The following is a 17,847-nucleotide window of genomic DNA, read 5'->3' on the forward strand; positions in this document are numbered from 1 at the left end:
CTCTCTGGACTTCCGTATCCCATTCCATTATAATGGCTACTATAATTAACAAAATACGAACAATAAGGTGATTTATATGTATAATTATTCGTTAATTTTTCAAGGAACTGCATTTACAAGCAAATCTGCTAAGGAAATAAATATAGTAAAAGACCATCTTTTTTGCGTAGACGATAGTGGGATGATTGCAAATGTGGTATCTCCTGAAGATCCACGTTACCGCTCAATTCTCCAAGAGTACGAAGACAAAAGTAACTTTTATCGCCTGAAGAAAGGACAATATCTTTTCCCTGGATTTGTTGATTTACACATTCATGCCCCACAATGGGCACAGGCTGGAACGGCATTGGACCTACCATTGAATGATTGGTTGCATACGTATACTTTTCCGTTGGAAGCTAAATTTGAAGATACAAGCTTTGCAAAAAAAGTGTATGAAGATCTTGTCCATACATTGTTAAAAAATGGTACGACAACAGGATTATACTTTGCTACTGTACACAGAGAAGCAAGCTATCTATTAGCTAAAATATGTGCAGAAAAAGGGCAACGTGGATTAGTCGGTAAAGTAGTTGCAGATGATCCAGAGCAAAATCCGGATTATTATAGAGACCCAGACGCAACAACTGCGTTAGAAGAAACAGAGCAATTTATTGTGGATGTGAAGGAATTAGCAAAAACGACCAAGCAAGGCGTTTATCCTGTTGTAACCCCAAGATTTATCCCAAGCTGTACGGATGAAGCATTAAAGGGTTTAGGTAAGCTTGCTGCCAAATATGACACACATATCCAATCCCATTGCAGTGAAAGCGACTGGGAACACGGTTTTGTTAAAGAACGATTTCATAAAACCGATACAGCTGCTTTAAACGATTTTGGTTTATTACAGGATAAATCGGTGATGGCACATTCGGTATTTTTAGAAGATAATGATGTGGAATTATTTGCTGAAACAGGTACAGCTATTGGCCATTGCCCACTCTCAAATGCCTATTTCGCGAATGCGGTAATGCCCCTTCGCCATTTCCATTCCCGTGGTGTGGACATTGGCTTAGGAACAGACATCTCAGCTGGAGCAACACCCAGCTTATATGATAATGCAAAGCAAGCGGTCGTATCCTCCCGCATGCTGGAGGATGGAGTAGACAATTCCAAATCCCCCGAAGTGCGTGGTGTAGACGATTCACGCATCACAATTAAGGAAGCATTTTATTTTGCCACAGCTGGTGGTGGTAAGAGCTTAAGTCTCCCAATCGGTCTCTTGGAGAAGGGCTACGCTTGGGATGTACAAATCATTGATACAAAAGCAAAAGGAAATTCCCTTCCGATATTTGATGAAAAGGAAGATCTGGATGACGTGTTTCAAAAAATTATGTATCTTGTGAAACCCGAAAATATAAAAGAGGTTTGGGTGCAGGGGGAAAAAGTAGTAGGTGATTGACTAGAACTGTAGCAAGTCTACTTATAACAGTTCTTACTAGCGGGGAAGCTTTCGAATAAAATAGAGAGGAAAGCTTTCCCCAATTTAACTGGAAGATAATCTCTTCGCTTCAGAGTATAGTCCCCACACTTTAAAATCAAAATTGTTTTTAACATAGTCTCGAATTCTGCCAGCCTACCTGTACGGGAGCCCTCTTTCTCATACCAATTTATTTCTAATTTCCAAATACACTTCTTCTTCTCCAATCCCTGTAAGCAATGGAACCCCATCAATCACATTTTCCTTCCAATCATCAGGGACGATCGTTGTTGATACGATAAACACATAGTCATCGCTTCTGCTATGTGCATCATTGATGTTTGCTTGATGGAGCTCTACCTGTGAAATTAAATCCTCCTTGGTCAAGTATTCCTTCACTTTCCCCAAAACAACAGTTGAAGTAGCAACTCCAGTTCCGCAAACGATTAGTCCTTTTTTCATAACTGATCCCCTTCCTTCCTGATTTTATTGACATATAGCAGACCAGCAAATGCAATGATTCCAATCGCCGCAATCCCAGGCCAGCCCACCATTTTCCCAACACCAACAAATAAGCCGGTTGTCCAAAGCGCTCCGTCTACTAACGCTGAAATGCTGGAGTTGTCTCCAGCGCCAAAACCGGCATTGTTTGCCATTTCTGTAAACAACGGAGAAACCCATGTAGCGATATACAAACCTGCACTTATGTAAATGGTGGCAGCAATAACTGTCCGAATTATATTCCCTTTAAAGACAGGGACCATTAAGCAGATTAAAAATGGAATGGTAGCCAAATCACCAAACGGCAATACCGTATTGCCTGGTAAGATAACTGCCAATAAAAGGGTAATAGGCACCATCAATAAGGAGGCGGACAAAACTGCAGGATGACCAACTGATAAAGCACTGTCCATTCCAATGAATAATTCTCTATTCGGAAATCTTTTTTTCATCATTTCACCGGCCGCTTCCGAAACGGGGGTTAGCCCTTCCATCAGTAATGCAACCATTTTTGGCATCAAAACAAGTACAGCACCTGTCTGTATGGCCAATTGAAGTGTTTCTTGAAGGTTATAACCTGCCAGTACACCAATAACAATACCTAGTAAGACACCGAGTATCAGAGAATCTCCAAGTAACCCAAACCGTTTCTGGATGGTTTCATGATTAGCCTCCAATTTATTAAACCAAGGGATCCGGTCAAAAACATAATTCAGGGGTTTTGCTAAAAAATAAGATGGTGCTGAAGCTGCATGCGGAAAAGTAATTTGCTTGAATCCGTAGTAGGATTGAATATCTGACGCAAGCAAATCACCCAAGAGAAAAATCACCATGACATGTACAGCAATGGTAAGCAGTCCGAATGCAAAGTTATTTGTGATCGCATAAACTAAAGAGCCTGTAAACGCGAAATGCCAATAGTTCCATATATCCACATTTAATGTTTTGGTTAATCCAAATAGCAACAACAAAATATTTATTCCTATGCCTATAGGAATAGCTAGACTGCCTAATGTTGTGCCATAGGAAATAGCCGCTGCAGCAGGCCAGCCCACATCAATTGTGCGTAAATCGAAACCAAGATATTCAACCATCGATTTTGCTGCAGGTCCTAAGCTACTCGTTAATAATTCAAGAATCAAATTCAACCCGACAAAACCAATTCCTACAGTAAGCCCTGCTTGTATCGCTTTTTTCACTTTTGTTCCAAGTATAAGCGCAAAAATAAAAATGATAACAGGGAGCATAACGGAAGCTCCCAGATCAACAAACCATTGTAATCCTTCCATAAACTCACCCCAGCAAACTATGTTTCTATGTTATTTATTAATTGAAGCAAATGACTTTTATTTTTTATTTGGTTGAGCTGCTGCATAAATGCAGTGTCCTGCAAACATAGAAACAACTTCTGTAAATGTTGTAAATGCTCTGTCGGATCCCGAAAAGCAAGCATAAAAATAAAAGAAACATCTATGTTTTGCTGATTATTGCCCATTTGCTGGAAAACTACCGGTTTTTTTAAAGCAGCAAATACGACCTGACTTTCGATAACATGCTTGCTGTCAACATGTGGAACAGCCACTCCGTATGGTTGTACCGGTAACCCTGTTGGAAAGCCTTGCTCTCTTTTTAAAATTTCCTCCATAAAATCAGCGGTTACATACCCTGTATTTATTAACATGCTACACATGGCAGTTAATGCCTGTTCTTTCGTACCCACTGTCAAATTCATCATAAAAATATCTTTCAAATTTCTCATCCTTCATCTTTCAACTAGCCTAGATAGCGGTGATATAATGATCTGGCTCTCGCGGCATCATTGGTCCCATGTACAAGCACGCGTCCGTCCCGAAATAACACCAGGCGATCATCACCAATTGTGAACTGTAACAAATACGGGTTCTGCTTAACCTTTCCCAACTTTTTCAGCTTAATAGCCAATGTTTCTAAATCTTTTGTCTCTCTTGAGCTTGGTCGAATCTGTACCGTTTCTCTACCACACAGGATTTCTGCTTTGGTTGTATTTTCATAATCCAAAAATGGATAGTTGGCATGATCCCCACATGATTTGCACTGTTGCTGTTTTAAAGACCGTACTTGGATAGTTGATTGCTGATTATTCCATAAATCGAAAGAAATTAATTCCTGCCGTAATCTATCCGTTTTTTCTGTCAATATCTTTAAAGCTTCAGCCGTTTGATGTGCTATAACAAGCTGCACAACCGGACTAATAACACCTAATGTATCACAGGTCATTCCACCAATGGGTATGTTTTCCATTAAACAGTGCAGGCATGGAGATACCCCCGGTAGGATCGTATAACTAATTCCATAACTCCCTACACACGATCCGTAAATCCATGGGATAGAGTACTTCTGAGAGGTATCGTTAATTATCATGCGAATATCAAAATTATCTGTGGCATCAAGGATCAAATCAACTCCGTGAATAAGTTGCTCTAATTCTACAGGTGTAACATCTATAATATGGGCATGTATCGTTATTCCGCTATTAATCTCCTCTAGTCTCTTCTTGGCTGCGATTACTTTTGGCATACGTTCTTCAGCATCTGCTTCTGTATATAATTGCTGTCGCTGTAAATTACTCCATTCCACATAATCTCTATCCACTATTGTCAACTCTCCGACCCCTGCCCTGGCCAGAATCTCTGCACTTCCAGTTCCAAGTGCTCCTGCTCCGATAATTAAAGCATGCTTATTTTCTAGTTTTTCCTGTCCTTCAGCCCCAATGCCGGAGAAGAGTATTTGTCTTGAGTAACGGTCATGCATTACACACTGATCCCTTCCATGGGACTGCTTGCGGTAGCATATCTTTTCTTACCAATTCGGCCTGCTTCATATCCGAGTCGTCCTGAGATCACCGCAAGCTTCATCGCTTCAGCCATTTTAATCGGATCTTTGGCTCCCGAAACAGCTGTGTTGAGTAGCACTCCTTCAGCCCCCATCTCCATTGCCATGGCAGCATCTGCTGGGGAACCGATACCTGCATCCACAATGACAGGGACATTTGCCTGTTCGATGATGACACTCAAATTCAGAGGATTAATTATTCCTTGTCCGGAACCAATTGGTGAAGCTCCCGGCATGATCGCATGCGCACCCACTTCCTCAAGCTTTCTTGCCAGTACGACATCATCTGACGTATATGGTAATACGGTAAATCCTTCCTTGACTAATTCCTCTGTCGCTCTCAATGTTTCAATCGGGTCCGGCAATAACGTTTTGTCACACCCAATTACTTCTACTTTAACCATGTCGCAGAGTCCCGACGCTTTTGCCAATTTTGCAGTTCGAACAGCTTCTTCGGCTGTTTGGGCTCCTGCTGTATTCGGCAATAGGCTGTATTTCTGCAAATCAAGCTTTTCCAGAAAATTCGGCTGTGAGGGCTCAAAAACATTCATCCGACGCACGGAAAAGGTTAATATTTCTGTCTCCGATACGTTAACAGCTTCTTTCTGGGTTTCGAAATCAGGGTATTTACCTGTTCCTAGTAATAATCTTGAATTAAATTTTTTATCTCCAATGATTAACATCTCAACCGCCTCCCACAAATTGTACTAATTCAATTTTATCGCCATCCGCTACTTCTTTTTCCGGATGTTTTGCCATGTCCAAAATTTCTCCGTTATGCTCTACAATTACTACTGGGTTTGTAATATTAAAGTGGTTCTTCACATCTGTAATTGGACTTAATAATATCCCATTTCTGAAATGACCTGTTGCTATCGTCAACCCATGCAGTTCTGGATGTTTTCCGATGTAAGGATAGCCGTCTCCTGTTTGTGGCCGAATCCCTGCCCATGCCTTTTCCCACCTAGCATTCTTTAATTCCGGGAGCAGCCTTCCCGCCATTTCAATTAATTGGGATAAACTAGATAATTCAACTGTTGGATTCTCTTCATAAGGCTTCTGTGTTGCCCCAATGATGGTTCTTCCTCTGGACTTTGGCACAATATATCCATTGGATAAAAATATGCTCGAGGTGGCAATTGGCTTATCGTGAATAACCGAAAAACACTCTCCCTTTACTGGATATACATCTAACGCCACACCTGCATTACTTAATATTCGCTTGCTCCACGCACCTCCAGCGATAATTATGTCTTTCGCCAAAAACGTACCTGCACTGGATTTCACCCCTGATAAGCGCCCGTTTTCATAGATGAAATCCTTCACTTCTGTATGCTCTAACATATCTGCGCCAAGCTTTTTGGCAGATTGTGCAAAAGCATGGGCTAGTAGTGGTGCGGAAACCTGTCCATCATGCGGCAGATATACACCACCAAGAGCAGCATCTGAAAGGCCGGGCTCACGCTTTTTCAGTTCTTCTGCGGCTAACCATTCTGCTTCCTCCCCGATCGATTTCTGGTATGCAGCAACTGTTTTTAAATGCGCTACTTCTTCTTCTGTTTGCGCGACTTTTATAATGCCACTTTGCATCAATTCGATATCGACACCCGAAATTTGGTATAATTCCTTTGCCAACCTAGGGAATCTGGACCTACTTTGTCTCGCTAAGTTAAATAGCGGGCTATCCCCTTCCAGTTCGGATTGAGCACCGAGCATGCCAGCTGCGGCACTGGAAGCTTTTTCTGCTAAACCATCTTTCTCCAAAACTAGTACACTATAGTTTCGCTTACTTAACTGAAAGGCAATAGAACTGCCAATTACGCCGCCTCCAACAATAATAGAATCATAATGACGTTTCACACGACCACCTCGCTTTTTGTTAATGCGTATCTATATTCCTGTGCTGCTTTCAGCGGATCCTTTGCAAGTAATATCCCTGAAAGAATAGCTACACCACTTGCACCTTGCCCTAATACGTTAGGTACATTTTTTGGTCTTATTCCTCCAATAGCAATTACAGGTATGGAAACTTGCCTGGCAACATGCTGTAAGCTTCCTACACCCTTAGGCTCCAAATCTGGCTTGGAGGCGGTTTCAAATATATGTCCATATACAAGATAATCTGCCCCCTGTTCTGCCAATTGTGTTGCTTCACTCACCGTATGTACAGAGCAACCAACCTTTAATTCCGGAAATGCGTTCTTCACCTTAGCCACTTCCATGCTCCGATAGGTCAGTTGGACACCATGAACTCCCGTTTGATTTGCTACATCCACACGATGATTCACAATGAGCTTTTCCATTGGTACCCCACTGGCAGAAAGGTTTTCAATTGTTTGTACCAAGTCTTGATCAGTCCATTCCGGTTCACGTAAATGCAAAAAGTCTATATAACGATGAATCTCAGCAACAATAGAAACAAGTGTCTCTGAAGTTTGCTGACCTGTAGAGATAACATGTAGTTCTTTTATATTGACCGCCTCCTTTTTGTGATTTTTAAAAATGAATAAGAGAACTGAGATAGTTGAGTAGATAAGCTCCATTGATTTCCGTTGCATACGGGCGCTTTCCACCGGCATGGCTTCAGCTCATGCTATTCCGGCTGGAGTCGCGGGCCAACAGGACAAGGAAAGCTTCTAAGAGAAACATCGAACGCAGAAAAGGCGGGTTTCTTTTTCAAGGACGTTGGTCATGCAATCGTTGCCACAAATGTTTTCGGTGGGGCGAGTTAGCGCAGCCTCAGCCTCAGTCCCAGGACGTGGCGTTCTTAGATTGCCATCTTTCATTCCAATCAATTGGTATATGCTATTGATTAATTAAAGATATTTAATAACCGAAAAAGTATCTTTCATCTTTAATCGTTTTGAAAAATAAACTTTAGCGTAGGAAAAATACGGAGACTTCTGGGGGAGATGAGGCATCGGTGAGACCCCGGAATGCGTAGCATGAGGAGGCTCATCAGCCGCCCCCGGAAAGCGCAGTATTTTTCCGTAGCGGTGTTATTTAACTTTTTATCATTTACAGCTGAATAGGTTTCTCTAGTAACTCCCTTCCCTCCCACTATCAATGTAATGAGACAACGTTTGTGCCACATCATTTGCAATAGAACCTAAAATTTTTCCCTCCTGTTATTCAGGAAAACAAAAAAACCACTCTTCCTTTTTAGGGAAAAGTGGTTTGTACGCTTGTATTTTCATAAAAATATAAACGGATACCAATCCACCACTTCCCTACGCCGGCACTAACCGTCTCAAGTTCAAAGAGTCCCAAAGTCAATTACTTTGATCTCAGCCCTTTTAAAAGGCACCCCTAGTGGAATCGCATATTAAATTGTACTTGTTATGAAATTTAACACGCTTATTTTAAATTGTCAATAATAATTTATTTTTCTGATAATGATTAGCTTAGTTTGAGTACACAGAAAATAAGTTTTCATAACTAATAATAAACCATTAAGAAAGGGCACTCCACGTGCCCTTTTCTTAATTCTTAAGCTTCCACATCCACCATATGTGATTTAAATCCTTCATTTTCCACATCATCAGATACTGGAAGAAAAATACTTACCTGCTCTGTTGGTTCAGTATCATCATTAGCCACAGAATGAACGACACCTTTAGGAACTAAGAATGTATCTCCTTCTTTATATGAGGTCCACTCCCCATTTTTCAGAAGTCTTACTTTCCCTTTAGTAATATGAATAACCTCGGCAACATCATGGTAATGTGGTAGTACAATTCCTCCTACCTCGATACGTTCACGTAGCACAGAGCTAACGCTAACTCCCAGTTCATCAGCCTCTGTAGCACTTAGAAGTTCTTGATTGAACACTTCACGATGCTCTGTAAATTTATTCCACTTTAACTCTTCCCCAACATTAACCTTCGTATTCTTTTGCTCATTCATTTACAAACACTCCTTCTTTTTTTAATAGAATCCTAGATATTATCGTCCATCATAATCCTTCAATTAGTTCGTAATAACAGTTCCTGTTTTTCCGGTAATAGCGTCCTTCGCTTTGTCCAAGGAAGTGATAATAGATTTTCTGCCTTCCTTTGCGCTAACGAAATGAAGCGCAGCCTCTACTTTTGGAAGCATACTACCTGGCGCAAAATGTCCTTCCTCGATCAATTTTTCTGCTTCTTGGATGGACAACTGGTCAAGGTCTTGCTGGTTTGGCTTTCCAAAGTTAATTGCAATCCGTGAAGGTGAACCAGCATAGGAAACATGATAAATAATTTGATACAACATAACTCAAAAAAGCCGCCATTGTACAGTTGACCTGTATAACGGCGGCTTTTTAAAATATGCTAATGGTGTATTTTTTTATTTATATATTAACTATCCATTATATACTTGCCCTAATCAAATTATGCAGTCGTGCTCGCAATCTGATAATATGTGGCTCTCTACCATAATGAACTCGATTGGTTAGTAAAATAACATGTAGCTTTGCTTCTGGATCAAACCATATACTTGTCCCCGTAAAGCCAGTATGCCCATAAGCACTTGAGGAAAAAAGATCTCCACAGGAAGATAATTTCGGACTTTTCAACATCCACCCAAGTCCTCTATATTCCTCACCAAATGGGGTATGGTTTTGTCTTGCAAGTTTTAGAACACTTTCTGACAACACGCGATGCCCTTTATATATGCCGTTATTTTCTATCATTCTTGCAAAATTGCTCATATCACCTATCGTAGAAAACAAACCAGCATGGCCACTAATACCATTCATTGCATAGGCATTTTCATCATGAACGATTCCTCGTTTATAATCACCGAGCTGCTCACTATATTCTGTTACAGCAAAACTCTCTACATTATTTGTAGGATTAAATGTTGTTTCTCCCATTTCCAGAGGAGTAAATATTTCTTTATTTATAAATACGTCGAATGGCTCATCTGTAATTATTTCTATTAATTGATAAAGTGTAATAAAGCTTAAATCACTATAAACAACCTTGGATCCTGGTTCATATTCAAGTGGTTCTGTAAGGGCGCGGTGGAGAATTTCGTTTCTCGTCAAATTTTCTCTATAAAATTGCCGATGTGCTGGAAACCCAGCAGTATGTGTTAATAAATGCCGGATAGTCACTTTTTCTTTTCCATTCATTAAGAAAGCTGGCAAGAAGAGATGAACCGGATCATCCAAACGTATGTCTCCACGGTCTATTAGCTTCAATATAGCAGGAAGAGTAGCAATGACTTTTGTAAGGGAAGCAAGATCAAATACTGTTTCTATCTGCATCGGGGAGATCGTTGGATACACTGCTCTATTGCCAATTGCTTCTCGGCAAATTATTTCACCTTGATATGATACATGTACCACCGCCCCAGGTATATGCTTGGAATCAATCTCTTTTTGCAAAAATGCTCGTATTTTCTCTATCACTTTCTATCCCCTCCTCGCATGTAAAGATTTTTCATAGGAATCATAGCTTTTCCAAACGCCATAGCCAAGTTTTTTGTAAAATGTTACGAGCCCTGTCCAATCAATTACAATCCGGTAGATATCTCGTCTTCTTAGCTCGGCAATTCCTGCTTTTACGATAGTAAGTCCATACCCTTGACCTCGTTCTACATCATCAACACCCAATGGACCAATACCTCCGAGCTCTTCTTTGAAAAGGGGTGCCCAATAAACATTTTGGGCAATAGACAGGGAACGAGAATCGTTTATCCTACAGAAACCAATAATATTACCCTGTTTCTTCATGACTATAAATTCGCGGCCATTTCCTCCTTGCTCAAAGTATTTTAATGCTTCATATTCCCAGCGTCCGGGAAAGCAGCGATTCATAAAGGTGAGGAATTCATCTTTCTCTTCATAAGCTAGAATCGTAAATGTTACATCAGAAGTGTTTGGCTCCTCTATTTCTTCATTTGCATCATATGCTTTTATCATGTCATGTTCCTGTACATACATTTTATATCCTTTTGCTTCAAACCATTGCTTCGCTTTCGCATTGTTTTCTGGAATCCCAGGAAAATAATGCCATGGGTCTCTTCCCAGCAAAATAGTTCCCATCCCTTCATCACGAAATACTTTTTCCGCATGGGCCAGTAAACGAGAACCAATTCCCTTATTCTGATACTGTTTCGCCACTACAATAACTTGAATCCACCCTGTGCTGGTTGGCATGGAAACAGAAGTTGCTTCCTGCCACATTTTTGCAATGATAAATCCAATTACCTCTTCAGCATCATTGATTGCAATCAAGGACCCTTCCCAGCTCACATTCTCATCTTGAAAACTATTTTGTTCAAATAGCTCTGTCCTCATCGGAAAGTCTGTGCCTAATTCTTTATTCCACAAATCAACCAACTGTTGTAAATAAATTGCATTCCATTTAACAAGCTTCATTCATATTCACCCCGATAATTTTGGATAAATTCACTTTCATTAAATTGAATCCCGTCTTTTTTTAATGCGGCGATAACAGCTCCACCTGCAGGATCAATTTCAGGCATGATAAAGTGAACTTCCTTCCCAAGTAGTTTTAACGTTTGTTCCATTGTTTCTTGGAATAAATCAACACGGTTAAAGATACCTCCTGCCAGAACAACAGGAATAGCTTGTTTTTCCTTTTTAAATTGATTATCAATTAACCTGGAAATGGATTTTCCAATCTCTTTCCCTTGCTGCTTAACAATTGAAAGGGCCATTACATCTCCTTGATCAGCTGCTTTAAAAACAAGCTTGCTTAATGATGCAATTTCTACTTTTACATCAGCTGCTTGATAGACATGTGGAATTACATCAGTCAACTCTTTTTCATGAAAATGCTCCAGAATAAATTCACCCAACAATGGAAGTGTTCTTCTTTCATCAAGTGCTTTAAAAGCTGCTTGTAAGGCATCCCTGCCAATAGAAAAACCACTGCCGTTTTCATCGATAAAATGTCCCCAGCCACCAACACGACCGTGTTCCCCATCTGCATTAATCCCATAGGTGATAGAACCTGTACCGGATATCTGTACGATTCCCGGCTTGCCAAACGACCCGGAATATAATGCAGTTACTGCATCATTATTTACACTAATATTTTCATACTTCTCCAGAATCACTGACAAAAGCTGCTTCATTTCCTGTTTGGAAGCTTGTCTGCTTACCCCGGACATGCCGGCAAATACTTGCCGGATATCCTTTATGTGTAGATTACTTTGTGTCCAAAGCTGTGAAAATAAGTTCTGGAATCTTAATTTGACGGTTTCTTCAGGTACACTATTCGGGTTAGTTGCTTCAACTAGAGCTTCAGCAATCACCTTTCCTTTTTCCGTTGTAATGATTGCTTTTGTTTTTGTCCCACCACCATCAATCCCTAAATAATACATTCAAATCCCCTCCATCTAACAAAAGGATTAACTCCTGTTGAGCTAACCCTTTCGTGTTTAAATAAATCTTTATCCTTTTTTATTATTGCCATTACCATTCATTGTAAGAAAATCTACAGCATCCCTTGTTGCTCCTAGGTGCTTCACTGTTTCCTCATATTGCATGGACGCAACACACATAAAGAGAATATCAACTACTTGCAGTTGAGCAAGACGTGATGAAGTCGCTCCACTACGAAAGGTTGGCTCACTGGAGGCTGAAGTATACAAGTTAACATCCGCTTGTTCAGCGACGGTTGACCTTCCATATTTCGTCAAGCTGATTGTTGTAACCTTATTCTCCTTAGCTAACTGTAGAATTTTTGCTATTTCAGGAGTTTCTCCAGAAAAAGAAATCCCCACAACAACGTCCTTTTCTTCTGCATTAGCCACAAGTGTTGCAGCCATATGCATATCTTTAAAAGCATATGCTGTTTTATCAATACGCAAAAATTTCTGCTGGGCATCTTCTGCTGCAATGCTTGAAGCTCCGACTCCAATAAAGTGAATTCGTCTGGACGCTCTCAATATATCAACCGCTTTTTGCAACTCATCTTTATTTAGCATGTCAGCTGTTTCCCGAACGGTTTGGATCGTATTATCAATCATCTTCTTTATGATGGAATTTGCTGATTCATTTGGTTGGATATCCTGATAGCCAACATGATCACCAGGTTTTCGCAAATCACCGGCGATTCTCAGCTTCAAATCCTGATAGCCTTTTAAATCTAACGACTTACATAAACGAATAACAGCCGCTCCACTCGTGGCACTTTTTTTTGCCAGTTCATTTACCGTTAGCGAAATAGCCTCTTGAGGATTATTTATAATATATGTTGCAATTTTTTTCTCGGATGGGGCCAACTTCGGCAGCATTTCCTTTAAAATAACAATGCCTCCTGTTGTGCTCATGCAATCAGCTCACTTTTAATTGGTTTAGTCTGGACAAAGATATAACTGGTTCAAAAGCTATATTCTCACAATAGCAAGTGCTTATCGGCGAAGCTTTCTCTTTATTATACCTTTTCCTTCCGCGCACGTTCAATTGCCTCACGAACAAAACCACCCTCTAGGGTTATATAGCTTTGCGCCTCTTCAAATGAAACATTAGCTTTGAGCATGACAATTGCCGGTTTTACCTCAAAATTTGTTATTTCCAATATTTCTGTTGCTTTTTCCTCAGCCACATTCGTAATTGTACTTACAATGCTTATCGCACGGTCCTTTAATTTTTTATTACTTACCTTTACATCAACCATTAAATTCTCGTACACCTTGCCTATCTTAATCATGGCTGTAGTTGTAATCATATTTAAAATCATCTTATGTGCAGTCGCTGCTTTCATCCGCGTTGATCCTGTCAACACTTCAGGGCCAGTCTCTACCTCTATCGGAATAGATGCAAATTTACTGATCGCAGAATCCAGATTACTAGAAAGGCTGACAGTTACTGCTCCAACTTTCTTTGCATGCTTTAATGCACCTATTACATATGGTGTCCTGCCACTGGCAGCAATGCCAAAAACTACATCCAAGTCGGTTATATTTCTTTTTTCAAGATCCTCTATGCCTCTTTCTTCCTCATCCTCTGCACCCTCCACTGCTTGAACAAACGCGCCTGTACCTCCAGCCATTACTGCTTGAACAAGCTCAGGTGAGGTGCTAAACGTAGGTGGACATTCGACCGCATCCATAATTCCAATTCTTCCACTCGTTCCAGCACCTACATAAAAAAGCTTTCCCCCATGAGATAACGCATGGGAAACAGCATCCACAACTTTTTCAACTTGCGGAAGCACCTGCTGTACCCTTTGCGCTACGGTCATATCCTCTTTATTAATTACATTTAAAATTTCTTTTGTGGACATAGTATCAATGTGTGCTGTATGCTGATTTCTCTTTTCTGTCGCTAAATTGGTCAGTTTCATCTATTCTCTCCATCCTACTTATATAATAGATAACTCTCTCTTTGCTTTTTAAAATCTTCTAATTCTTTATCACATGCTTCAAAAAATGGTTGGACAGTACATTTTAAAATGATTTGCTTCAAATCCCTCGTACCTGCTAAAAGGTCAAAAAAATATTTACCCTGATCATTCGTTATAAACTTAAATTCACTTTGGTACATTTGTGCAATTGTTTCTATTAAAAGGACACCTGCTTCAAAGGAATTTAACTTCTTTCGATCAGATACATGCAATTGGACGCCTCCACATATCTCATTTTGGTGTTTTTGATATGTCGGAATAAAGGAAGTCGGTCTTGCCAAAACGCCCGGTATCTTTTTCTGATTAAAAATCCTTGCAAGTTTTTGACCATCAATAAATGGTGCGCCAACTTGCTCAAACGGCTTTGTAGTACCCCGCCCTTCTGAAAGATTCGTTCCTTCAAAAAGACATGTACCTGGATATAAAATATTCATCTCAATATTCGTAGTGTTTGGTGAGGGCGGAACCCAAAAAAGTCCTGTCTCATCATAATATTTATCTCGTTGCCAGCCCTCCATCGGAATTACCGTAAGCTCACAATCATAGTCAAATTCATGTTTAAACATAAGAGCAAGCTCAGCTACAGTCATGCCATGCCGATTTGGTATTGGCAATAGTCCTACAAATGAGCGTACATCTTCTTCTACAAGGTTCCCTTCCATTCGTGTGCCTGCTACAGGATTGGGACGATCCAGCACAACAAATTGTTTTCGGTATTCTTTACATGCTTCCATCACATAAGCCATCGTATAAATATATGTATAATACCTTGCGCCAATATCCTGCAGATCAAATAATAAAACATCCACCTCTTCCAGCATTGCTTGATCAGGCTTACGTGTAGCACCATACAAACTATAAACTGGTAAACCGGTGTATGGATCTATTGTGGATTCAAGCTTCTCTCCCTCTCTGGCATCCCCACGAATACCGTGCTCCGGCGCATACAATGCTGTTAATTGAATATCCGGATGTTCATGAAATAGATCGATTGCAGGAACAAGCTTCTCATTCACTCCTGTCATATTTGTAATTAATCCAATTCGTTTCCCTATAAAACTTTTGTATTCTTTTTCAAGAAACACATCAAGACCAATTTTCATATAATCCACCTTTTTTCGTTCATGCTGCCTTTTCTTCCTATATAAACCCTACATTTTCCTTTAACTTAGCACATACGGACAGGCAAAGCTCCCTTCACCTGCTCTTTACCAAATAACGCACTAACAGCTATCTGAATTGCCGTGGCGGTAGGTTCATATGTACAAATAAACGCTGAGACTTTTGGTAACAGAGCGATATCATATGGACTTTTCATTGCTATAACAATGATTGGAATGCCTATTTCTTGTATACGTTGCACTAACTCAATTTGTTTACTTTCTGTTGAAAGGCCAGACGTCCCAATAATCACATAATCATAATCCTTCGCTTTATGGGCAATTGCTTCAATATATTCGTTTGAAGCATCACCAGAAAATGGCTGCACATCAAAATTATTGTGATATGCCTCTATAGCACTACTCCATGAGAAATTGTTATGCTTCTTATCCTCTACCTTTGTTTTTGCTTCATCTCCTGAGGTAATTACCATGATCTTACAGGTTGACGAGCTGTTGAGTGGAAGAAGATCTTCATTATTTACAATCGTAACACTTTCACGAAATACAGATGCCGCAAGCTTTTCATGTCCCTCCCCTCCAACAAAAGCAGCTACGGCAGGCGGAGTATCAAGTAAATGTACATCCTCCCACTGCAAATACGCAGCTTTTAGCCTTTGAATTCTTTTATTCGCTTGTTCGACAGCATGCATGACAGATTTGTCCTGTTCAGCTGCACTGAATATTTTCTCTATAGCTCTTATCTGTGTCTTGTATGTATGTGAAATCATAATTAAATCTATACCAGCTTCTATCGCACGGACCGCACCTTTTTCCGTACCGATACCTTGCGAAATTGCATTCATCTCCATACAATCTGTCGTTACTACGCCATCAAATTCTAGCTCTTCTCTTAATAGGCCAGTAATTACCTTCTTCGATAACGTAGCCGGAAGACCGGCTTCATCATCGATAGAAGGAAAATAAACATGAGCAGACATCACGGTATCAGCACCTGCTTGGATATTTTTCTTAAATGGGTAGAGTTCCACTTCATCCAAGCGTTTCTTATTATGGGGAATGACAGGTAAATCCATATGAGGATCTACTCCCATATCTCCATAACCCGGAAAGTGCTTCAAGGTTGTAATCACGCCGGCAGCTTGCATTCCTTTCATAGCTGCTTCGCCAAACATGGCTACTTGTTCTGGTGACTCGCCAAAAGACCTCACCCCAATGACAGGATTCCGCGGATTATTATTCACATCAACAACAGGCGATAAGTTCCAATTAATCCCTAATGCCTTTAATTCTTTTCCAGTGGCAACCCCGACATGATAGGCATTTTCCACTTGGTTTGTTGCTCCTAAAGCCATTGCTCCAGGAAAATCCGTTGTCCCCTCACCTAATCTGCGTACAATGCCATTTTCCTGATCAATGCAAATGAATAGGGGTTGCTGATACCCTGCCTGCTTTGCTTCCTTTTGAAGTGCTGTCGTTAACTGAAGTACTTCACTAGGCGTACCAATATTGCGACTGAACAAGATAATTCCGCCAATATGGTATTCATGAATCATTTCTTTCATGTGCTTGGGTATTGACTTCCCATCAAAACCAACCACTAGCATTTGCCCGATTTGATGTTTTAATTTTCTTACGTTGTCCACCATAGACCCTCCAATTTCCGCAAAATAAATCGCTATCCTTTTATCGCTCCATTCATCGCTCCCTTAATGAAGAAACGTTGCAGGAATAAGAAAAAGACTATGATAGGGATCATAGAAATGATCGCACCAGCAGCAATTAAGCGCCAATCTGATGTGAACGTTCCCTGCAGCATGTTTAAACCAAGTGGTAACGTAAACATGTCCTGATCATTCACAATAATTAATGGCCATAGAAAATCTCCCCATGCACTAACAAATGTAAATATCATCAAGGTCACCATGGAAGGTTTAACAAGTGGCATTAATATTCTCCACCAAATTTGAAAACTGTTTGCACCATCCATTCTCGCTGACTCATCCAATTCCTTCGGTACGGTCAGAAAAGCCTGACGCATGAGAAATACACCAAAAGCTGTAGTAACATGTGGAAGCACCATTCCCATGTAGGTATTTTGCAAGCCAAGCTTTAAAGAAATGATATACACAGGAATCATTAATAATTGAAAAGGAATCATCATGGTTGAAAGCACCAATATAAATATCGTGTTTTTCCCTTTGAATTTCATCCTTGCAAGTGGATATGCTGCAAGAGAGCAAAATAAAACATTCAAGAATACAGTCAGCACAGCAACTACCACACTATTAAACAGATACCTCCAGAAAGGAAAGGTGTCCATCACTTTGACAAAGTTAGTTAATGTTGGATTTTCAGGTAGCAGCTTCGGAGGATATTGGAAGATGTTCTCACTTCCAGACTTCAATGCAGTTGATAACAGCCATAGAAATGGACCAATCATGAAAATCGTTACGATAATTAATAATAAATATAGGAAAAACTTCTTGATGATCGGGTTGTTTGTTTTTGTTTTACTAATTTCCATTCA

18 protein-coding genes and 1 riboswitch are annotated in these 17,847 nt (G+C 40.2%); of the genes, 1 reads left to right on the plus strand and 17 read right to left on the minus strand.

The annotated features are described in order from the left end of the window. Nucleotides 1-76 precede the first annotated feature (76 nt). Complete coding sequence (guaD, locus tag BME96_RS15220; protein WP_071649479.1) at nucleotides 77-1,441, plus strand: guanine deaminase; 1,365 nt, start codon at nucleotides 77-79, stop codon at nucleotides 1,439-1,441. Between the two features lie 198 nt (nucleotides 1,442-1,639). Here the strand turns inward: guaD and BME96_RS15225 are convergent, their stop codons facing one another. The 17 genes from BME96_RS15225 to BME96_RS15305 form a co-directional block, all read right to left on the minus strand. After that, the gene (locus BME96_RS15225; protein WP_019375990.1) at nucleotides 1,640-1,921 is read right to left on the minus strand and encodes a PTS sugar transporter subunit IIB; all 282 of its coding nucleotides are present in this window, start codon (nucleotides 1,919-1,921) and stop codon (nucleotides 1,640-1,642) included. Beyond that, nucleotides 1,918-3,249, minus strand: a complete 1,332-nt coding sequence (locus BME96_RS15230) for a PTS galactitol transporter subunit IIC (RefSeq protein WP_071649480.1) — start codon at nucleotides 3,247-3,249, stop codon at nucleotides 1,918-1,920. The genes BME96_RS15225 and BME96_RS15230 overlap by 4 nt, the downstream gene beginning before the upstream one ends. 17 nt (nucleotides 3,250-3,266) lie before the next feature. Then, nucleotides 3,267-3,710 (minus strand): PTS sugar transporter subunit IIA, encoded by a 444-nt coding sequence (locus BME96_RS15235; protein ID WP_060679961.1) that lies wholly within the window; start codon nucleotides 3,708-3,710, stop codon nucleotides 3,267-3,269. A 23-nt stretch (nucleotides 3,711-3,733) separates the two neighbouring features. Continuing rightward, nucleotides 3,734-4,750 (minus strand): thiazole biosynthesis adenylyltransferase ThiF, encoded by a 1,017-nt coding sequence (locus BME96_RS15240; RefSeq protein WP_060679959.1) that lies wholly within the window; start codon nucleotides 4,748-4,750, stop codon nucleotides 3,734-3,736. Next, on the minus strand, nucleotides 4,750-5,514 hold the full coding sequence (locus BME96_RS15245) for a thiazole synthase (protein WP_071649482.1): 765 nt from the start codon (nucleotides 5,512-5,514) through the stop codon (nucleotides 4,750-4,752). Before BME96_RS15245 ends, BME96_RS15240 begins: the two co-directional genes overlap by 1 nt. 1 nt (nucleotide 5,515) lies before the next feature. Further along, nucleotides 5,516-6,691, minus strand: coding sequence for a glycine oxidase ThiO (gene thiO / locus BME96_RS15250; RefSeq protein WP_071649483.1), 1,176 nt, complete (start codon nucleotides 6,689-6,691; stop codon nucleotides 5,516-5,518). Then, nucleotides 6,688-7,410 carry a thiazole tautomerase TenI gene (gene tenI / locus BME96_RS15255; RefSeq protein WP_231478632.1) on the minus strand — a complete coding sequence of 241 codons (723 nt, stop codon included), beginning with the start codon at nucleotides 7,408-7,410 and terminating at the stop codon, nucleotides 6,688-6,690. Before tenI ends, thiO begins: the two co-directional genes overlap by 4 nt. A 631-nt stretch (nucleotides 7,411-8,041) precedes the next feature. Then, a riboswitch (TPP riboswitch) is annotated at nucleotides 8,042-8,152 on the minus strand. Nucleotides 8,153-8,320: 168 nt separating this feature from the next. Further along, nucleotides 8,321-8,737: a cupin domain-containing protein gene (locus tag BME96_RS15260; RefSeq protein WP_071649484.1), complete on the minus strand. Its 417-nt coding sequence runs from the start codon at nucleotides 8,735-8,737 to the stop codon at nucleotides 8,321-8,323. A 63-nt stretch (nucleotides 8,738-8,800) separates the two neighbouring features. Then, nucleotides 8,801-9,082 carry an amino acid kinase family protein gene (locus BME96_RS15265; RefSeq protein WP_175618855.1) on the minus strand — a complete coding sequence of 94 codons (282 nt, stop codon included), beginning with the start codon at nucleotides 9,080-9,082 and terminating at the stop codon, nucleotides 8,801-8,803. A 97-nt stretch (nucleotides 9,083-9,179) separates the two neighbouring features. Continuing rightward, nucleotides 9,180-10,226 carry a serine hydrolase domain-containing protein gene (locus BME96_RS15270; RefSeq protein WP_071649485.1) on the minus strand — a complete coding sequence of 349 codons (1,047 nt, stop codon included), beginning with the start codon at nucleotides 10,224-10,226 and terminating at the stop codon, nucleotides 9,180-9,182. Between the two features lie 3 nt (nucleotides 10,227-10,229). Continuing rightward, nucleotides 10,230-11,198, minus strand: coding sequence for a GNAT family N-acetyltransferase (locus BME96_RS15275; RefSeq protein WP_071649486.1), 969 nt, complete (start codon nucleotides 11,196-11,198; stop codon nucleotides 10,230-10,232). Next, nucleotides 11,195-12,169 carry an N-acetylglucosamine kinase gene (locus BME96_RS15280; RefSeq protein ID WP_071649487.1) on the minus strand — a complete coding sequence of 325 codons (975 nt, stop codon included), beginning with the start codon at nucleotides 12,167-12,169 and terminating at the stop codon, nucleotides 11,195-11,197. Before BME96_RS15280 ends, BME96_RS15275 begins: the two co-directional genes overlap by 4 nt. Nucleotides 12,170-12,238: 69 nt before the next feature. Further along, nucleotides 12,239-13,120 carry a MurR/RpiR family transcriptional regulator gene (locus BME96_RS15285; RefSeq protein ID WP_019375967.1) on the minus strand — a complete coding sequence of 294 codons (882 nt, stop codon included), beginning with the start codon at nucleotides 13,118-13,120 and terminating at the stop codon, nucleotides 12,239-12,241. Nucleotides 13,121-13,224: 104 nt separating this feature from the next. After that, a complete protein-coding gene (gene murQ, locus BME96_RS15290) occupies nucleotides 13,225-14,136 on the minus strand; it encodes an N-acetylmuramic acid 6-phosphate etherase (RefSeq protein ID WP_071649488.1) in 912 nt (303 codons plus the stop codon). A 14-nt stretch (nucleotides 14,137-14,150) separates the two neighbouring features. Next, nucleotides 14,151-15,299 (minus strand): exo-beta-N-acetylmuramidase NamZ family protein, encoded by a 1,149-nt coding sequence (locus BME96_RS15295; protein ID WP_071649489.1) that lies wholly within the window; start codon nucleotides 15,297-15,299, stop codon nucleotides 14,151-14,153. Between the two features lie 65 nt (nucleotides 15,300-15,364). Next, entirely contained in the window at nucleotides 15,365-16,966 is a 1,602-nt protein-coding gene (gene nagZ / locus BME96_RS15300; RefSeq protein WP_071649490.1) for a beta-N-acetylhexosaminidase, read from the minus strand. Between the two features lie 29 nt (nucleotides 16,967-16,995). Next, nucleotides 16,996-17,844, minus strand: a complete 849-nt coding sequence (locus BME96_RS15305) for a carbohydrate ABC transporter permease (RefSeq protein WP_019375963.1) — start codon at nucleotides 17,842-17,844, stop codon at nucleotides 16,996-16,998. Between the last annotated feature and the right edge of the window lie 3 nt (nucleotides 17,845-17,847).

The sequence above is a fragment of the Virgibacillus halodenitrificans genome, from assembly GCF_001878675.1.
Classification (GTDB): Bacteria; Bacillota; Bacilli; order Bacillales; family Amphibacillaceae; genus Virgibacillus_Q; species Virgibacillus_Q halodenitrificans.

Bases quoted from the DNA above. Each gene is read 5' to 3' on its own strand.
- BME96_RS15285 (WP_019375967.1), bottom strand. From the start codon at position 13,120: ATGAGCACAACAGGAGGCATTGTTATTTTAAAGGAAATGCTGCCGAAG.
- BME96_RS15265 (WP_175618855.1), bottom strand. From the start codon at position 9,082: ATGTTGTATCAAATTATTTATCATGTTTCCTATGCTGGTTCACCTTCA.
- tenI (WP_231478632.1), bottom strand. From the start codon at position 7,410: ATGCCGGTGGAAAGCGCCCGTATGCAACGGAAATCAATGGAGCTTATC.
- nagZ (WP_071649490.1), bottom strand. From the start codon at position 16,966: ATGGTGGACAACGTAAGAAAATTAAAACATCAAATCGGGCAAATGCTA.
- BME96_RS15280 (WP_071649487.1), bottom strand. From the start codon at position 12,169: ATGTATTATTTAGGGATTGATGGTGGTGGGACAAAAACAAAAGCAATC.
- BME96_RS15230 (WP_071649480.1), bottom strand. From the start codon at position 3,249: ATGGAAGGATTACAATGGTTTGTTGATCTGGGAGCTTCCGTTATGCTC.
- BME96_RS15305 (WP_019375963.1), bottom strand. From the start codon at position 17,844: ATGGAAATTAGTAAAACAAAAACAAACAACCCGATCATCAAGAAGTTT.
- BME96_RS15240 (WP_060679959.1), bottom strand. From the start codon at position 4,750: ATGCATGACCGTTACTCAAGACAAATACTCTTCTCCGGCATTGGGGCT.
- BME96_RS15225 (WP_019375990.1), bottom strand. From the start codon at position 1,921: ATGAAAAAAGGACTAATCGTTTGCGGAACTGGAGTTGCTACTTCAACT.
- BME96_RS15295 (WP_071649489.1), bottom strand. From the start codon at position 15,299: ATGAAAATTGGTCTTGATGTGTTTCTTGAAAAAGAATACAAAAGTTTT.
- BME96_RS15260 (WP_071649484.1), bottom strand. From the start codon at position 8,737: ATGAATGAGCAAAAGAATACGAAGGTTAATGTTGGGGAAGAGTTAAAG.
- BME96_RS15275 (WP_071649486.1), bottom strand. From the start codon at position 11,198: ATGAAGCTTGTTAAATGGAATGCAATTTATTTACAACAGTTGGTTGAT.
- guaD (WP_071649479.1), top strand. From the start codon at position 77: ATGTATAATTATTCGTTAATTTTTCAAGGAACTGCATTTACAAGCAAA.
- murQ (WP_071649488.1), bottom strand. From the start codon at position 14,136: ATGAAACTGACCAATTTAGCGACAGAAAAGAGAAATCAGCATACAGCA.
- BME96_RS15245 (WP_071649482.1), bottom strand. From the start codon at position 5,514: ATGTTAATCATTGGAGATAAAAAATTTAATTCAAGATTATTACTAGGA.